The organism is Polaromonas sp. A23 (genome assembly GCF_002001015.1).
Classification (GTDB): domain Bacteria; phylum Pseudomonadota; class Gammaproteobacteria; order Burkholderiales; family Burkholderiaceae_C; genus Polaromonas.
In genome coordinates, this window is the sequence record NZ_MUNO01000026.1 from 51,705 (window position 1) to 69,478 (window position 17,774).

Here is a 17,774-nt window from a genome sequence, read left to right on the forward strand (position 1 = left end):
TATGTTGCAGTGCAACCCTTGCCCCTGCCTGCCTTGTCCCAGTCGCGACAAAACCGGGCTTGCGGTCTTAACCTGTGAGGCTGTGAAGATTTCGTAGCGAGCGGGCTGGGGGCTGCTAGGAGCGGAGCCGTACAAAAGTACGGTGAGCACCGCAGGAGTCAGATCGGGTCGCGCAGTAGAAAGACTCACAGTCTCACACTTCCAGCCATTCCTTGCGGATGTAGGTATCGGCACGCAGGCTGTCCGGCGTGCCCTGGAACACGATACTCCCATGCCCCATGACCAGCGCACGGTCGGAAATAGCCATGGCAATGGTCAGCTTCTGCTCAATCAGCAGCACGGAGATGCCCTTGGCCTTCAGAGTCTGGAGGTACTGCCCTACCAGTTCAACAATTTTCGGCGCCAGGCCCTCGGTCGGCTCGTCAATGATGATCAGGTCCGGGTCGCCCATCAGCGTGCGGCACAAGGTCAGCATCTGCTGCTCGCCGCCCGACAGCACTCCCGCCTCGGTGTGCTGGCGCTCCCTGAGGCGCGGGAACATCTGGTACATGTCCTCGAACGACCAGCGGCTACCCTTGCCCTTGCCTTTCTGGCCCAGCATCAGGTTCTGGTGCACCGTGAGCGTCGGGAAAATATCGCGGTTCTCGGGAACGTAGCCAATGCCCAGATGTGCGACTTCGTAAGCCTTCTGACCAACAATCTGTTTGCCCTTCCATTGGATGTCGCCCTCGCATTCAACGAGACCCATGATGGCCTTGGCTGTGGTGGAGCGGCCGGAACCGTTGCGGCCCAGCAGGGCCACGATTTCACCGGGCTGCACATCAAAGTGGACGCCGTGAAGTACATGGCTCTTGCCGTAATAGGCGTGGAGGTTTTCGATTTTCAGCATGAAAGGCTCCGACGGGCCGCCCCTAGGCAGCCTTTGGCCCCCTCGGGGGGAAGCGTAGTACACGAAGTGACAAGCGTGGGGGCCATGTTCAGTGTCCTCCCGCCTGGGAATCGGCCACGGCAGACCCGAGGTAAGCCTCTTGAACGCGGGGATTGGCGCGCACTGCCTCGGGCACGTCGAAAGCCAGCACTTCGCCATACACGACAACCGCAATCTTGTCGGCCAGGCCGAACACCACGCCCATGTCGTGTTCCACCGTGAGCAGGGTCTTGCCGACCGTGACTTCCTTGATCAGCTTGATGAAGCGGGTGGTTTCGCTGCGGCTCATGCCTGCAGTCGGTTCGTCGAGAAGGATGACGCTGGCACCGCCGGCAATGGTGATGCCGATCTCCAGCGCGCGCTGCTCGGCATAGGTCAGGTTGATAGCCAGCACATCGCGCTTTTTGTCCAGCTTGATCATCTTCATCAGCTCATCGGCGCGGTCATTCGCATCGTCCAGGTTGGCGAGGAACTTCAGGAAGGTGTATTTGTAGCCCAGGCTCCAGAGCACACCGCAGCGCAGGTTCTCGAACACGCTGAGCTTGGGGAAGATGTTGGTGATCTGGAAGCTGCGCGACAGGCCGGCCCGGTTGATCTCAAACGGTTTCTTGCCGTCAATGCGCTGGCCGTTGAGCAGCACTTCACCGCTGGTGGGAGCGAAGCGCCCGCTGATTAGATTGAACAGCGTGGATTTGCCGGCGCCGTTGGGGCCGATGATGCCGACGCGTTCGCCGGCGGTTACCGCTATGTTGACGCCGCGGATGATTTCAGTCTTGCCGAAACTCTTGCGCAGGTCTTTCAGTTCAAGTGCATAGGTCACGACAAGGCCTCCCTGCGCTTGATTTCCTTCTCGATATATTCTTGAATTTCGCCCCATTCGCGCAAGAACTGACGGCGCGTGACCTCAAACAGGCCCAGGCCGGTCAATGTGACGAAGGCAGCGCCGAACCAGCTGTTCAATCCCTTGGAGTCGAGAGGAATACCCAGGAAACGCAACTCGGATCCCAGCGTAGTGTTGAGCTGGAGGTGATAGACCATTTCGATCATGGCTGCGGCACCCACCAGCAGAATGAGCGCCGTGACGGCGAGCGCCAGATAGCTGACCCACAACTGCCTGAGCTTGCCAAAGGCGGCCACGCGCAGGTTCATCATGATCAGGCTGGCAATTCCGCCCGGCGCATACATGACCATGAACAGGAAGATCAGGCCCAGGTAGAGCAGCCAGGCTTTGGTGAATTCCGACAGCAGCACAAAGGCCAGCACCATCAGGATGCCGCCGATGATGGGACCGAAAAAGAAGGTCGCGCCGCCCAGGAAGGTGAACAGCAGGTAAGCCCCCGAGCGCGCGGCACCGACCACCTCTGCCGTGACGATTTCGAAGTTCAGCGCCGCCAGTCCGCCCGACAGACCGGCAAAAAAACCGGCAATGATGAAGGCGAAATAACGCACCTTCTGCGTGTCATAACCGACAAACTCGACCCGCTCCGGGTTGTCGCGCACGGCGTTGAGCATGCGTCCCAGGGGTGTTCGTGTGAAGGCAAACATGGCGCCGACGGCTACAAAGGTGTAGACCGCGATCAGGTAGTAAACCTGAACCTGCGGGCCGAAGGTGATGCCCATCACGGCCTTGCCGGTCACGCGGTTGCCAGACACGCCGCCTTCCCCGCCAAAAAACTCGGGGATCATCAGCGACAGCGCGAACACCAGTTCGCCCAGGCCCAGGGTGATCATGGCAAATGTGGTGCCCGACTTGCGCGTGGTGACATAGCCGAACAACACGGCAAAACCCACACCGGCCAATGCACCAACCAATGGCACCACGGACACCGGCAGGGGGAGCGATCCGTTACCGATGCTGTTTAGCGCGTGGATGGCCAGGAATGAACCCAGACCGGTGTAGACCGCGTGCCCGAAGCTCAGCATGCCGCCCTGCCCCAGCAGCATGTTGTAAGACAGGCAGGCGATGATGGCAATGCCCATTTGCGACAGCACGGTCATGGCCAGGCCGCTGCCAAACAAAAGCGGTGCCACGGCAAGCAGCAGCGCAAACAGACCCCAGGTGAGCCAGCGCCCGATATTGAGCGGAGCAAATTGGTAATGCGTTTTCATGCCTCAGCCCTCCCGCTTGCCAAGCAGGCCACGGGGCCTGAAGATCAGGATGAGCACCAGGAAGAGGTAAGGAAGAATGGGAGCCACTTGCGACAGGGTGAGTTTGATGTACGAGTTGTTGGCCACGCCAGCACTGAGCGGCAGGCCGATCTGCTGGGCCAGGGTGGCGAGTGAGTAATCGAACGCCACGGCAAAGGTCTGGATCACACCGATCAGCAGCGAAGCCACAAAGGCTCCCGACAGGGAACCCATGCCGCCCACCACGACAACGACGAAGATGACGGAACCCACGGTGGCCGCCATGGCCGGCTCGGTCAGGAAGGTGCTCCCACCAATCACGCCGGCCAGGCCCGCCAGCGCGGAGCCGGCGCCGAACACCAGCATGAACACGCGCGGCACGTTGTGGCCCAGCGATTCGACGGCCTCCGGGTGCGTGAGCGCAGCCTGGATCACCAGGCCGATGCGGGTACGGGTCAGCAGCAGCCAGACCGACCCCAGCATCACCAGCGCCACCAGCATCATGAAACCGCGTGTGGCCGGGAAAGGCGAGCAGACGATACGCACCGCAGCATCCGCTGCACTGCAAAGCTCGGCAGGCGCAACGCCCCAGTGCAGGCTCATTCCCTTGACGGAATCGTTAATCAGGGTGAACGCCGGCCCTTGCAGTACTGCAGGAGGATGGAATTCCAGGGCAATGCGGCCCCAGACCAGTTGTACCAGCTCCACAATCACGTAGGACAACCCGAAGGTGATCAGCAGTTCGGGCACGTGGCCGAACTTGTGCACCTTGCGCAGGCTCACACGCTCGAACAAGGCGCCGAGTGCACCAACCACCAGGGGCGCTATCAGCAACGCAGGCCAGAAACCGACGAACTGGGCCACGGTGTAACCCACGTAGGCACCCAGCATATAGAAGCTGGCGTGCGCAAAATTCAGGACGCCCATCATGCTGAAAATCAGCGTGAGCCCGGAACTCAGCATGAACAGCAAGAGCCCGTAGCTCAGCCCGTTCAGCATCGAGATGATGAAAAACTCCATTCCAGCTAACCTTCCTCACCGGTAAAAGTAAAAGAGCCCGATACGGCAACCCGCTCGGGCTCTGTCTTCAGGCGTTTTTGATTACGGACGCTTCATCTGGCAGCTGGTCGGCGTGCTCGAAATGTAGTTCGGGTATTCCTTGAGCATTGCCAACGTCATGCCGGTCTTCTCGGGGCTGTAGGGGCTCTTGGCATCGGTCTTTTGCCAGACCGACATGTACAGCGGCTGCTGCAGCTGGTGATCGGTTTTGCGCATCTCCACCTCGCCGTTGAAGCTCTGCACCCGCAGGCCTTCCATCGCCGCCGCCACCTTCACGGGGTCGGTGGATTTGGCCTTGGCCATGGCCGCACCCAGCATCTCGTAGATGCGGATGGTCGAGCCGGTGTAGAAGTCGTCGTTGTACTTGGTGTTGAACTCGTTCATCCACTTTTCCATCTGCCCACCCATGTTGTAGTGGTTGTAGGCAATTTGATAGACGCGCCCGGCGCCGTTTTGTCCCAGGGCCGTAGGCGTGCCAGTGACGCCGGCGTAGTAGGTGAAGAACTTGCCGGTGTAGCCGTTTTCGTTGGCGGCCTTGATCAGCAGCGAGAGATCGGAACCCCAGTTGCCAGTGATGACTGTGTCGGCGCCGGATGCCTTGATCTTGGCGATGTAGGGCGCAAAGTCACGTGTCTGGGCCAACGGGTGCAGGTCTTCGCCCACAAACTGGATGTCCGGGCGCTTGCGTGCCAGGGATTCCTTGGCGAACTTGGCGACCTGGTGGCCGTGCGAGTAGTTCTGGTTCAGCAGGTAGATCTTTTTGATGTCTTTCTGATCCGCCATGAAGCTGGACATGGCCTCCATCTTCATCGAGGTATCGGCATCAAAGCGGAAGTGCCAGTAGCTGCACTTGCTGTTGGTCAAGTCCGGATCGACCGCCGAGTCATTGAGGTACATCACCTCTTTGCCCGGGTTGCGCTCATTGTGTTTGGTGATTGCATCGGACAGGGCCAGCGCGACTGAAGAGCCGTTGCCCTGGATGATGTAACGCACGCCCTGGTCGATGGCGGCCTTCAGCGCGTTCAGGCTTTCCGCCGGGCTGAGTTTGTTGTCGATGGTTGAGAACTCAAATTTCACGCCGGCGGGGTTGCCGGTACCGCTGTATTTTTCGGCAAAAAACTGATACCCCTTGGTCTGGGCGACGCCGACCGGCCCCAGCAACCCGGTCAAAGGATCAATCCTGACCAGCTTGACAGTTTCGCCCTTGAGCGGCCCGGCTGCGAACATGGGCGCGCCAGCCGCCTTGGCGGGAGCGGCTTTGGCCGCAGGCGCAGCCTTGGCCGCGGGTGCTGCCGGTTTTGCAGGCGCAGCAGGCTGCGCAAAAACAGTACCGGCGCATGCAAAAGCAGCGGCCAGTGCGAGGTGTCTGATCTGAAAAGTCATCAATGTCTCCTAGGTAATCACAATGAAACGAGCGTACAAGTTTTGTGCAGTGCAGCGGTCAGGGATTGCCCCTAAGCGCAGGGCGTTTCTATCGCCAATGCGACACGCCGACGCACAGCGGGAAAAACCGGTTCTGCACTGCAGCCGCACGCTTTTTACCCGTCTTCAGACCGAAGGCAGCTTGTAGTCCTTGAGTTGCTCGCGCAAACGGGTCTTGAGCATCTTGCCGGTGGCACCCAGCGGGATGGCATCGACAAAAACCACGTCGTCCGGGATCTGCCACTTGGCTGTCTTGCCTTCGTAAAACTTGATCAGTTCTTCGCGCGTGACCTCTGCGCCGGGTTTTTTGACCACGGCGATGATGGGCCGCTCGTCCCATTTGGGATGCCTGACACCGATACAGGCGGCCATGGCCACGGCCGGATGCGCCACCGCGATGTTTTCGATGTCGATGGAGCTGATCCACTCGCCGCCGGACTTGATCACGTCCTTGCTGCGGTCGGTGATTTGCATGTAACCGTCGGGGTCGATGGTGGCCACGTCGCCGGTCGGGAACCAGCCATCAATCAGCGGGTTGCCGCCCTCGCCCTTGAAGTACTCGGCCACGATCCATGGCCCCTTGACGTACAGGTCGCCAAAGGCCTTGCCGTCCCAGACGATTTCATTGCCTTCCGGATCGACGATTTTCATGTCCACGCCATAGATGGCCCGCCCCTGTTTCAGGCGGATCTTCATCTGCTCGTCTTTCGACATGCCCAGGTGCTTGTTCTTAAGGGTACACAGGGTGCCCAGCGGTGACATTTCGGTCATGCCCCAGGCGTGCAGCACCTCGACGCCATAGTCTTCCTGGAAGGCGTGGATCATCGCCGGCGGACAGGCCGAGCCGCCAATGACCGTGCGCTTGAGCGTGGAGAATTTCAGGCCTGCGGGTTTCATGTGGCCCAGCATCATCTGCCAGACCGTGGGCACACCCGCGGCATAGGACACTTTTTCGTTCTCGATCAACTCGTAAATCGACTTGCCGTCGAGTGCCGGGCCGGGAAACACCAGTTTGGCGCCGGTCAGCGCGGCCGAGTACGGAATGCCCCAGGCGTTAACGTGGAACATGGGGACCACCGGCAGGATGGAGTCGCGCGCGCTCAGGCACATCACATCGGGCAAGGCGGCCGCATACGCATGCAGGATGGTCGAGCGGTGGCTGTAAAGCGCGGCCTTGGGGTTGCCCGTGGTGCCGCTGGTGTAACACATGCTCGACGCCGAGTTCTCGTCAAAGCTGGGCCACTTGTAGTCAGGTGAATGCGGGGCAATCCAGGCCTCGTAGCTGCTCAGGTTCGGAATGCCGCTGTCGGCCGGCAGCTTGTCTGCATCGCAAAGCGCGATGTAATGCTTGATGGTGTTGCATTTCGCGTGGAAGGCCTGAACCAGCGGCAGGAAGGACATGTCGAAAAACAGCACCTGGTCCTCGGCATGGTTGGCAATCCAGGACACCAGGTCCGGGTGCAGGCGCGGATTCAGCGTGTGCAGTACGCGGCCGGACCCGCTGACGCCGAAATACAGCTCCAGGTGCCGGTAGCCGTTCCAGGCCAGGGTGGCAATGCGGTCACTGAACTGCAGCTTGAGCGCATCCAGTGCCTTGGCCACCTGGCGTGAACGCCGGGCAACATCGCGATAGGTGTAGCGGTGAATATCGCCTTCTACCCGGCGCGAAACAATTTCTGCATCGCCGTGGTGGCGCTCGGCAAAATCAATCAGCGATGAAATCAGCAGTGGCTGGCCTTGCATCAAACCCAACATGGCTTCGTCTCCTTTTTTGATCCGGTAAAAATTCTGGTCTATCCGACGGTGTCGTGAAGGCATGGTAACGCCGCGCGTTGCGGGCCCTGCACCGGAAATTCCCGCAACCTGCATCATGGCGGCAGCACCGCAGACTATGGACCGGTGCTGCCGGCCGAGCAAAGCTTGTCGCTGCCCCGACAGTTTGTAGGTACAAACCCGGAAACGGCAAAACCTGCGAAGACGCTGCGCGAGGCGAGGACAATCGCAGCCATGCCCTTTGATGAAGCCGTTTTCTCGCACCACCGCTTTCTGCACGGCCAGCCGTGGTTTGCCGCCCTGTCCGCCGACACCCGTACCCGCATGCTGGAGCGCACCATCACGCTGTCCGGCCGCAAAGGCGAGGTCATGCTGGCCGCCGGTTCACCGGTCAAGGGCTGGTATGCGGTGCTGTCGGGGCTGGTCAAGCTACAAAGCACTTCCCCCACAGGCAAGGTGTCGGCCTTCCTGGGCGTACCCGATGGCGAGTGGTTTGGCGAGGGCTCGGTCCTGAAGACCGAGCCGCGCCGTTATGACGTGATTGCCCTGCGCGACACCTTGCTGCTGTGCCTGCCGCGCGCCCAGTTTGACGAATTGCTGGCGCACTGCCTGCCGTTCAACCACTTCCTGGTTACGCATTTGAACCGGCGCCTGGGCCAGGCCATGACCATCATCGAAGCGGAGCGCCTGCGCTCGCCCGAGCAACGCGTGGCCCTGTACCTGACCCGGGTGTTCTGGCAGGGCCGGCGTCGGCTGGTGCTTTCGCAGGAAGAACTCGGTCATCTGGTCGGCCTGTCGCGGCAAACGGTCAACCGGGCCCTCAAGTCGATGGAGCAGCAGGGCCTGGTGTCGCTGGAGTTTGGTCGGGTCGCCATGCTGGATGAACACGCGCTTGCCGCGTATGCGGTCAAGCCGGCGGGCGCCGTGGCAGCCGACCGTTCGTGAAGCCAATCTGACGCGAAGAAGCCTTTAACCCCATCTGCACGGGGCTGCTTGCACCATAGGACAATGGCTTGATGAACGCAGTCACCGACGAATCCCTGCTTGCCGTCCCGGGCCTGACCTGGAACAACCGTTTTGCCGCGCTGGGCCCGGATTTCCATACCGAACTGTTGCCCACCCCCTTGCTATCCCCCTATTGGGTCGGCCGCAACGCCGCCATGGCCCGTGAATTGGGGCTGGAGGAAGCCTGGTTCGAATCACAGGCAGCGTTAGAGCTGTTCACCGGCAACATGGTCGCCGAAGGCTCGCAGCCGCTGGCCAGTGTTTACAGCGGCCACCAGTTTGGCCAGTGGGCGGGGCAGCTCGGCGATGGCCGGGCCATCCTGCTTGGGGAGATCGATACCGCAGGCGGTCCGCAGGAAATCCAGCTCAAGGGGGCAGGCATGACGCCCTATTCGCGCATGGGCGACGGCCGCGCCGTGCTGCGCAGCTCGATCCGCGAATACCTGTGTTCAGAGGCCATGCATGGTCTGGGCATCCCAACCACGCGCGCCCTGTGTGTCACTGGCTCTGACGCCCGAGTCCGGCGCGAGGAAATCGAAACGGCTGCCGTGGTGACGCGCACTTCACCCAGTTTCATCCGCTTCGGCCACTTCGAACACTTCAGCTACAGCGGGCAACATGAGCAGCTCAAAGCCGTTGCCGACTTCGTGATCGACAATTTTTACCCGGCCTGTCGCGAAAGCGCGCAGCCTTATGCCGCCCTGCTGCAGGCTGTCAGCGAACGCACGGCGGCGCTGATGGCTGCCTGGCAGACCAGCGGCTTCTGCCACGGCGTGATGAACACCGACAACATGAGCATCCTGGGCCTGACCATTGATTACGGTCCCTTCCAGTTCCTCGACGCTTTCGACCCCGGTCACATTTGCAACCACTCGGATAGCCAGGGCCGTTATGCCTACAACAAGCAGCCCAATATCGCCTACTGGAACCTGTTCTGCCTCGGCCAGGCGCTGTTGCCGCTGATCGAGGAGCAGGATCAGGCGCTGGCTGCGCTGGAGTCGTATAAAACCGTGTTTCCGCAGGCCCTGGAGGCCCGCATGCGTGCCAAGCTGGGCCTGGTGGATGCCCGCCCCGAGGACAAGACCTTGATCGAAAACGCCTTCAAGCTGCTGGCTGCAGACAAGGTGGACTACACCATCTTCTGGCGCCGGCTGTGCCACTTCCAGAGCCCCCAAGGGCGCGAAGCGGTGCGCGACTTGTTCCTGGACCGCGCCGGGTACGATGCCTGGTCGCTACAGTATTCAGAGCGCACTATGTCCGTAGACATTGGGCTAAAAGCCGATTTGATGCTCAAGAACAATCCGAAATACGTTTTGCGCAATCACCTTGGTGAACAAGCCATCCAGGCCGCGAAACTAATGGATTTCTCCAGGGTCAACACCTTGCTGACCCTGCTTCAGGCCCCATTTGATGAGCATCCGGCGCATGAGGCGGACGCCGGCTTCCCACCCGACTGGGCCGCGTCCATCGAAATCAGCTGCAGTTCGTAAGCAAGATTAAAGACAGTCTCAAAAGGTAGAGTCATGACCGTAAAAATCCAGAAAACAGACGCCGAATGGAAGGCCCTGCTTGCCGAGAAGGGTGCCGAGCCCGGCGCTTTCGACGTGACACGCCACGCGGCCACCGAGCGCGCCTTTACCGGCAAGTACGACAAGAATTTTGAGCCGGGCACCTACCGCTGCATTTGCTGCGATGCCGAACTTTTCGACGCTTCGACCAAGTTTGACGCGGGATGCGGTTGGCCCAGTTTTTCACAGGAAGTGAAAGAAGGTGCGATTGAAGAACATGTGGACCGCGCCTACGGCATGGTGCGCACGGAAACCGTCTGCGCCAACTGTGGCGCACACCTGGGCCATGTGTTTCCCGATGGCCCCTCGCCTACCGGTTTGCGCTATTGCATGAATTCGGCTTCGCTGGACTTCAAAAAGGGGTGAGCCCCCACGCTTGTCACTTCGTGAGCCTACGGCGGTGCGCTGCCCCTTGAACGAAGAAGAGGGGCGCTGCGCCTGCGGTCTGGCAAAGCCAGTCCCGCGGCCCCTGCTGGAAAAATCGGACACCACGACCTTCTCAATTTGCTCCTTGCTTGTCCCGCGATAATTGACTTATGAAAATTCTCTTCGACTTCCTGCCCATCATTCTTTTCTTCGGCATGTTCAAGTACGCCGAGGGCAACACCGAGTGGGCTGCCCGTACTGCCACTGAATGGCTCGGCTTCATGGTGTCCGGCGGCGTGGTGGGCACCGCCGAGGCGCCGGTCCTGCTGGCCACCGTGGTTGTGATTCTGGCCACGCTTGCCCAGATCCTCTGGCTGGTGGCGCGCGGCCGCAAGATCGACACCATGCTGTGGGTCAGCCTGGGGCTGGTGACGCTGCTGGGCGGCGCCACCATTTACTTTCACAGTGAAAGTTTCATCAAGTGGAAGCCCACGGTGCTTTACTGGGTCATGGGAGGTGCGTTGCTCGTCGGACAGCTGGCTTTCAGGAAAAACGGTATCCGGTCGCTGATGGGCGCACAAATGACCCTGCCCGAGCCGGTCTGGCGAAATCTCAACTACAGCTGGATGGCTTTTTTCGCGCTCATGGGTGTCTTGAACCTCTGGGTGGCCTTTAATTTCTCTACAGCTACCTGGGTCAATTTCAAACTGTTCGGGGGCCTCGGCCTGATGCTGCTTTTTGTGCTGGGACAAGCCGTCTTCCTGAACAAACACGCCGGCACCGAACCATGACCGCTTATTCCGAGGCACTGCCGATTCACGCCGCCCGCATCGAGGAGCAACTGCGTGCTCGCCTCAACCCCAGCCTGCTGGAAGTGATTGACGAAAGCGCCGCGCACGCCGGGCATGCAGGGGCCAACGCCCGGGGTTTCGGCAGTCACTTCCGTGTACGAATTGCCAGCACTGCCTTTGCGGGCAAAAGCCGCGTGGCGTGCCACCGGCTTGTGTATGATGCACTGCAAAATTTCATTGATCAGGGCTTGCACGCGCTGGCCATTGAGATCCTTCCAACCCCCTGATTTTCGGCCTCCGTCCAGGACGGTGCCGTTTTCCATCAACGACTACCCAAGGAAATTCATGAAAAAGCAAGTTTTACTGGCAAGCGCCCTCACCGGCCTGATGACCCTGGGCGCGTCGGGCGCCTTTGCCCAAAACGTAGCCATCGTCAACGGGAAACCAGTTCCGAAGGCCCGCGTTGAGGCACTGGCACAGCAACTGGCCCGTTCCGGCCGTCCGGTGACGCCTGAAATGCAAGGCCAGATCAAGGAAGAAGTCATTGCCCGCGAGGTGTTCATGCAGGAAGCCGAAAAGCTTGGCCTTGCCGGCACCGATGATTTCAAGACACAAATGGACCTGGCCCGCCAAGCCATCCTGATCCGCGAGCTGTTTGCTGACTACCAGAAAAAGAACCCGGTGACCGATGCCGATCTCAAAGGCGAATACGACAAGTTTGTTGCAGCCAACGGCGGCAAGGAATACAAGGCGCGGCACATCCTGGTGGAAAAAGAAGACGAAGCCAAAGCCATCATCGCCAGCCTGAAAAAAGGCGGCAAGTTTGAAGAAATAGCCAAAAAATCCTCAAAAGACCCGGGATCCGGCGCCAATGGCGGCGACCTTGACTGGGCCAACCCAAGCAGCTATGTCCCGGAGTTCGCCGCGGCCATGACCAAGCTGAACAAGGGCCAATTGACTGACACCGCGGTGAAGTCGCAATTCGGTTATCACATCATTCGTGTAGACGATATCCGCACCGCCCAGCTTCCCCAGTTTGAAGAACTCAAGCCGCAGATCGCGCAGCAGATGCAACAGCAAAAACTGGCGGCCTTCCAGCAAGGCCTGCGCGAAAAAGCCAAGGTCGAGTGATCCGGCCGGGCCGACAGCCTGAATAAAAACGCGGCCTTTGCGCCGCGTTTTTTTATGTCCTCAGCATCTGGAAAATTGCCACCCAGGCGATTTTGTACTTCGAATGCCGGGGAGCGCCGCTCAAAAAGATGTCCCGGGGGTTCCCCGTTGACGAAGCTCCTTCTGCTCGTTCCAATGGATGGCATACCAACCATCAAGGATTTCCCATGAAAATTTCGGCTCTTCGCGGCACACTGTTATCCGGTCTTCTGGTCCTGCTCGGCTTGTTCAGCTCCGCAACTTCCGCCCAGACCTTGGGCAAGACCGAGGTGCTTTGGCTGGGACAAGCCACCACACGCATCACCACACCAACGGGCAAAGTGATCGTGATCGATCCCTGGCTCACGTCCAATCCCAAAACGCCTGCCAGTTTCAAACCCCTGGAATCGCTGGGGAAAGTGGATTTGATTCTTGTAACCCACGGGCATTTCGACCACTTCGCGGATGCGCCAGCGCTGGCGCTGATGCACAAGGCACCCATGTATGGCCCCGCCGGCATGAATCAGACCGTGGCTGCGCTGGGCATCCTGCCGGCCGAGTTGGCGCCGCGTTTTGGCAAGGGCGGCACCATCATGCCCTTTGGCCCCGGCGGCGTAAAAATCACGGCGGTACGCGCCGAACACTCGTCAGAACTGGTCTGGAAGAACCCGGCAACGAACAAGGACGAGGTGCATGTGGGTGGGGAGCCTGTCGGTTTCATCCTTGAAATGGAAAACGGCTTCAAGATCTGGCACATGGGTGATACCGGTGTGTTCGGCGACATGCGCCTGATTGGCGACATGTACCGTCCCGATTTGGTGCTGATCCCGATTGGCGGCCACTTTGTGATGAACCCCAAGGACGCCGCCATGGCGGTCCGCGACATGATCAAGCCCAAGTTCGCCCTTCCCATTCACTACGGAACCACCCCCGTGCTGCGCGGTACCCCGGCCGAATTCCAAAGCGCCCTGGGCAATGGGCCAAGCACGGCACGCATGCTGGTGGGCGAGCCCGGTCAGAAGTTCGAATTTTGACGGCGGATCCTTCACCCAGACGGCGAGCTGCCCGCCAAGACCAAAAAACGACTACAACCTGTTTTTTCTACTTCTTTTGGCGCTGAACCAGAGCTGCATTCGCCGACCGACAGACAGTTACCAACGCTCATCTTTGTCCGGAAGCCAGGCGCGGCTCCACCCAAGCAAGCCGTAAAGAGTCAGCCCCACGCCGATGGAAGGGAGGTGATAAGGCAGCCTTTGCCTGCGCGGCAACTGGCCTGCGAGTTTGCTGAATTCGCCAAGAGACAAGCTCAAGCCATCTGCCAGGTAGAAGGCAACTGCAATACACGCCAGTCCGCCGCCCATCAGGACCAGGCATATCTTGGCGTCAAGCAAATGCCGGTCCCCCCACAGCCAGTCCCAGGCGAAGACGAAACCGCCAGCCAACATGGCAATGGCCCACCAGGAGAGATCGCCCAGCCATGCGAGCAGCGCGATCAGGCCGTAAGGAACGACATATGACGCCCGCCGAACCCAATCGACAGGCAAGACTCAGCCTACCCAGCGGCGCGCATTGCGCCAGAGCTGCATCCACGCGCTGTGGGCGCTGATGTCCTGGTCCGTCCAGCTCATCTGCACGTTGCGGAAGACGCGCTCGGGGTGCGGCATCATGGCGGTGAAACGGCCGTCGGCCGTGGTTACTGCCGTCAGGCCACCGGCGCTGCCGTTGGGGTTGGCCGGGTAGGCTTCGGTCGGCTTGCCATGGTTGTCGGTGAAACGCATCGCTGCAATCACTTTGGACGCGTCGCCGCGGTAAGCAAAGTTCGCATAGCCTTCACCGTGCGCCACAGCAATCGGCAGGCGGCTGCCGGCCATGCCCTGCAGGAAGAGACTCGGCGACTCGAGCACCTCCACCAGACTCAAGCGAGCCTCGAAACGCTCGCTGCGGTTGGTGGTGAAACGCGGCCAGGCTTCGGCGCCGGGAATGATGTCGGCCAGCTCGGCGAACATCTGGCAGCCGTTGCACACGCCCAAGCCGAAAGTGTCTTTGCGGCCAAAGAAGGCCGTGAATTGTTCTGACAGCACCGGGTTGAAGGTGATGGAGCGGGCCCAGCCTATGCCGGCACCCAGGGTGTCGCCGTAGCTGAAACCGCCACAAGCCACCAGGCCCTGGAAGTCGGCCAGTTGCGCCCGGCCGGCCTGCAGGTCGGTCATGTGGACGTCGCAGGCCTCAAAACCAGCCTGCGTGAAGGCATAGGCCATTTCCACATGCGAGTTGACGCCCTGCTCGCGCAGCACCGCCACCCGTGGGCGTGACAGGTTGAGCGCGGGCGCCTGCGGGCGTTTGGCTGGATCAAAGGTCAAATGCACGTGCAGGCCGGGGTCGGCTGGATCGCCGGCTGCTGCGTGTTCGGCATCGGCACAGACCGGGTTGTCGCGCTGCTGGTTGATCTTCCAGCTCACCGCATCCCAGACCTGGTGCAGGTCCTGCAGTTTCGCGCTGAACACAGCCTTGGTGTCGCGCCAGACCTGGACTTCGCCCTTGCCTACCTCAAGCGAGGCATGCGCCGGTCGGGTCTTGCCAATGAAATGGCTGAACTTCGACAGGCCGTGTTCGCGCAGCACCTGCATGACCTCGTTGCGCGCTTCAGTCCGCACCTGGATGACGGCGCCCAGCTCTTCGTTGAACAGTGCCTTGAGCGTGAGCTCTTCGCGGCGCATGCTGACCTGCGACGCCCAGTTCTTGCTGTCGCCGGTGTCCATGCGGCTGTCGGAGATACCGTCGCCTTCGACCAGCAGCATGTCGATGTTGAGCGAGACGCCCACATGGCCGGCAAAAGCCATTTCACAGGTGGTGGCCAGCAGGCCACCGTCGCTGCGGTCGTGGTAGGCCAGCAGTTGGCCCTGGGTACGCAGGGCATTGATGGCGTTGACGAGGTTGACCAGGTCTTGGGGGGCGTCCAGGTCGGGCACGGCGCCGTCTTCGAGGTCAAGCGTCTGCGCGAGGATGGAGCCGCCCATGCGGTTCTGGCCCTTGCCCAGGTCGATCAGGATCAGCGTGGTGTCAGCCTCAAGGCTGTCCAACTGCGGCGTCAGCGTGCCGCGCACGTCGGCCAGCGTCGCAAACGCGCTGACGATCAGCGACACCGGCGAGGTGACCTTCTTGCCGCCCTTGCCTTCGCTCCAGACCGTGCGCATGGACAACGAATCCTTGCCGACGGGAATCGACACGCCCAGCGCCGGGCAGAGTTCCATCCCGACGGCCTTGACGGTTTCGTACAGCGCGGCGTCCTGGCCCGGTTCGCCGCAGGCGGCCATCCAGTTCGCCGAGAGCTTCACCCGCGGGAGTTCGATCGGCGCAGCCAGCAGGTTGGTGATGGCCTCGGCAACGGCCATGCGACCCGAAGCCGCGGCATTGCTCACTGCCAGCGGCGTGCGTTCGCCCATGCTCATGGCTTCGCCCGCAAAGCCCTGGTAGTCGGCAAGCGTCACGGCGCAGTCGGCCGCCGGCACCTGCCACGGCCCGACCATCTGGTCGCGGTGTGTGAGCCCGCCCACGGTGCGGTCGCCAATGGTGATCAGGAAACGCTTGGAGGCCACGGTGGGGTGGCTCAGCACGGCGATCACGCTTTTCTGCAGGTCCACGCCGGTCAGGTCGATGGGCTTGATGCTTTTCTGAACCGACTTCACGTCGCGGTGCATCTTGGGCGGCTTGCCCAAAAGCACATTCATCGGCATGTCGACTGGCGCAGCTTTGTCGGTATCGGACAACACCAGCTGCTTTTCCTCGGTCGCCACGCCGATCACCGCAAACGGGCAGCGCTCGCGTTCGCAGAAAGCCTGGAAGGTTACCAGCGATTCCGGCGCAATGGCCATCACATACCGTTCCTGGCTTTCGTTGCTCCAGATTTCCTTGGGCGACAGGCCGCTTTCTTCGAGCGGTACGGCGCGCAGATCGAAGCGTGCACCGCGCCCGGCATCGTTGACCAGTTCGGGGAAGGCGTTGGACAAACCTCCGGCGCCCACGTCGTGGATGGCCAGGATGGGATTGGCTGCCCCAAGCTGGGCACACTGATTGATGACTTCCTGGGCGCGCCGCTCGATCTCGGGGTTGCCGCGCTGCACGGAGTCGAAATCCAGGCTGGCCGCGTTAGCGCCCGAGGCCATGGAGCTGGCCGCGCTGCCGCCCATGCCGATGCGCATGCCGGGGCCGCCGAGCTGGATCAGCAGGGTGCCGGCGGGGAACAGAATCTTCTTCGTGAGCTGTGCGTCGATGGTGCCGACACCGCCGGCGATCATGATGGGTTTGTGATAACCCCAGCGCTGGCCGCCCACGGTCTGCTCGTACTCGCGGAAATAGCCAGCCAGATTGGGCCGGCCGAATTCGTTGTTGAAGGCCGCGGCGCCCAGCGGGCCCTCGGTCATGATCTGCAGCGGGCTGGCGATGTGCTCCGGCTTGCCGTAGCTGCCGTCGAACAGGCGGGATACCGTGAAGCCGGCGAGGCCGGCCTTGGGTTTGGAGCCACGTCCAGTGGCGCCTTCGTCGCGGATTTCGCCGCCGGCGCCAGTGGATGCGCCTGGGAATGGGGAAATCGCCGTCGGGTGGTTGTGCGTTTCCACTTTCATCAGCACATGCATCAGCACGTCGTCGGTGGCGCTATAGGTTTGATAGCTGGTTGCGCCCGTATTTGCTGGGCTGGTGGCCGATTTGGCATAAAAGCGCTGGACTTTCGCGCCTTCCATGACGGATGCGTTATCCGAATAAGCCACCACCGTGTGCTGCGGGTGCAGCTTTTCAGTGTTGCGGATCATGCCGAACAGGCTCCTGTCCTGCGCTACGCCGTCAATCGTGAAGTCGGCGTTGAAGATCTTGTGACGGCAATGCTCGCTGTTGGCCTGGGCGAACATCATCAACTCGACGTCGGTCGGGTTGCGCTGCAGCTGGGTGAAGGCGTTCACCAGGTAGTCGATTTCGTCCACGGCCAGCGCCAGGCCGAACTCGCTGTTGGCCGTCTCAAGCGCAGCCTTGCCACCTGCCAGAACGTCAATTGTCTTTAGCAGCGCGCCTTGCAACTCGGTAAACAGGCCGGCGGCCTGCGCGCGGTCGGCCATCACGCTTTCCGTCATGCGGTCGTGCAATAGGGCGGCAACCTGCTCACGCTGTTCCTCGCTGAGCGCCGTCTTGCCGAAAAAGCCCGTTTTCAGGTTGATCCGGTATTCGGTGATGCGTTCGATACGCTTGATGGCCAGGCCGCAGTTGTGGGCAATGTCCGTCGCCTTGGACGCCCACGGCGACACGGTGCCAAACCGGGGAGAAACGATGACCAGCAACTCTTCGTCAGCCTTGCCGCTGCCCGGGGAGCAGGGGTCGCCGTAACTGAGCAGGGCCGACAACCGGGCTTTGAGCTTCTCGTCAACCGGCGCTTCGGTGGCAACCAGGTGCACAAACCGGGCACTGATCCCCACGATCTTGTCGTGAATGGCTTGCAGGCGGGGAAGAAGTTGCTGGACGCGAAAGTCGCTCAGGGCGTTGATTCCTTGCGGTTCGCCCTCGAAAGTCGTCAGATGCAGGGTCACGGTGGCGGTGGCC

At 61.0% G+C, this 17,774-nt stretch carries 15 protein-coding genes; 7 read left to right on the plus strand and 8 right to left on the minus strand.

What is annotated here, in order from left to right; translation table 11 throughout:
- Positions 1 to 193 precede the first annotated feature (193 nt).
- The 6 genes from B0B52_RS13740 to B0B52_RS13765 form a co-directional block, all read right to left on the minus strand.
- Complete coding sequence (locus tag B0B52_RS13740; RefSeq protein WP_077594225.1) at positions 194 to 889, minus strand: ABC transporter ATP-binding protein; 696 nt, start codon at positions 887 to 889, stop codon at positions 194 to 196.
- Positions 890 to 977: 88 nt separating this feature from the next.
- The gene (locus tag B0B52_RS13745; RefSeq protein WP_077594226.1) at positions 978 to 1,805 is read right to left on the minus strand and encodes an ABC transporter ATP-binding protein; all 828 of its coding nucleotides are present in this window, start codon (positions 1,803 to 1,805) and stop codon (positions 978 to 980) included.
- On the minus strand, positions 1,745 to 3,037 hold the full coding sequence (locus tag B0B52_RS13750; protein ID WP_077594227.1) for a branched-chain amino acid ABC transporter permease: 1,293 nt from the start codon (positions 3,035 to 3,037) through the stop codon (positions 1,745 to 1,747). Before B0B52_RS13750 ends, B0B52_RS13745 begins: the two co-directional genes overlap by 61 nt.
- Before the next feature lie 3 nt (positions 3,038 to 3,040).
- Entirely contained in the window at positions 3,041 to 4,075 is a 1,035-nt protein-coding gene (locus B0B52_RS13755; RefSeq protein ID WP_077594228.1) for a branched-chain amino acid ABC transporter permease, read from the minus strand.
- An 81-nt stretch (positions 4,076 to 4,156) separates the two neighbouring features.
- Entirely contained in the window at positions 4,157 to 5,341 is a 1,185-nt protein-coding gene (locus B0B52_RS13760; protein ID WP_077594532.1) for a branched-chain amino acid ABC transporter substrate-binding protein, read from the minus strand.
- Positions 5,342 to 5,662: 321 nt separating this feature from the next.
- The gene (locus B0B52_RS13765; protein WP_077594229.1) at positions 5,663 to 7,291 is read right to left on the minus strand and encodes a 3-(methylthio)propionyl-CoA ligase; all 1,629 of its coding nucleotides are present in this window, start codon (positions 7,289 to 7,291) and stop codon (positions 5,663 to 5,665) included.
- 252 nt (positions 7,292 to 7,543) lie between these two features.
- Here B0B52_RS13765 and B0B52_RS13770 point away from each other — a divergent pair, with 252 nt between their 5' ends.
- From B0B52_RS13770 to B0B52_RS13800, 7 genes are all read left to right on the plus strand, one after another.
- Positions 7,544 to 8,254 (plus strand): Crp/Fnr family transcriptional regulator, encoded by a 711-nt coding sequence (locus B0B52_RS13770; protein WP_077594533.1) that lies wholly within the window; start codon positions 7,544 to 7,546, stop codon positions 8,252 to 8,254.
- 71 nt (positions 8,255 to 8,325) lie between these two features.
- Positions 8,326 to 9,804, plus strand: coding sequence for a YdiU family protein (locus B0B52_RS13775; RefSeq protein ID WP_077594230.1), 1,479 nt, complete (start codon positions 8,326 to 8,328; stop codon positions 9,802 to 9,804).
- 33 nt (positions 9,805 to 9,837) lie between these two features.
- Complete coding sequence (msrB, locus tag B0B52_RS13780) at positions 9,838 to 10,248, plus strand: peptide-methionine (R)-S-oxide reductase MsrB (RefSeq protein WP_077594231.1); 411 nt, start codon at positions 9,838 to 9,840, stop codon at positions 10,246 to 10,248.
- 170 nt (positions 10,249 to 10,418) lie between these two features.
- A complete protein-coding gene (locus B0B52_RS13785) occupies positions 10,419 to 11,039 on the plus strand; it encodes a septation protein A (RefSeq protein WP_077594232.1) in 621 nt (206 codons plus the stop codon).
- Entirely contained in the window at positions 11,036 to 11,326 is a 291-nt protein-coding gene (locus tag B0B52_RS13790; protein WP_077594233.1) for a BolA family transcriptional regulator, read from the plus strand. The genes B0B52_RS13785 and B0B52_RS13790 overlap by 4 nt, the downstream gene beginning before the upstream one ends.
- Positions 11,327 to 11,384: 58 nt before the next feature.
- Positions 11,385 to 12,170, plus strand: a complete 786-nt coding sequence (locus tag B0B52_RS13795; RefSeq protein WP_077594234.1) for a peptidylprolyl isomerase — start codon at positions 11,385 to 11,387, stop codon at positions 12,168 to 12,170.
- Between the two features lie 206 nt (positions 12,171 to 12,376).
- Positions 12,377 to 13,222: a metal-dependent hydrolase gene (locus B0B52_RS13800; protein ID WP_077594235.1), complete on the plus strand. Its 846-nt coding sequence runs from the start codon at positions 12,377 to 12,379 to the stop codon at positions 13,220 to 13,222.
- A 117-nt stretch (positions 13,223 to 13,339) separates the two neighbouring features.
- Here B0B52_RS13800 and B0B52_RS13805 read toward each other — a convergent pair whose 3' ends face one another.
- Entirely contained in the window at positions 13,340 to 13,732 is a 393-nt protein-coding gene (locus tag B0B52_RS13805) for a hypothetical protein (RefSeq protein WP_077594236.1), read from the minus strand.
- Positions 13,733 to 13,735: 3 nt separating this feature from the next.
- The gene (gene purL / locus B0B52_RS13810) at positions 13,736 to 17,761 is read right to left on the minus strand and encodes a phosphoribosylformylglycinamidine synthase (protein WP_077594534.1); all 4,026 of its coding nucleotides are present in this window, start codon (positions 17,759 to 17,761) and stop codon (positions 13,736 to 13,738) included.
- Positions 17,762 to 17,774 lie beyond the last annotated feature (13 nt).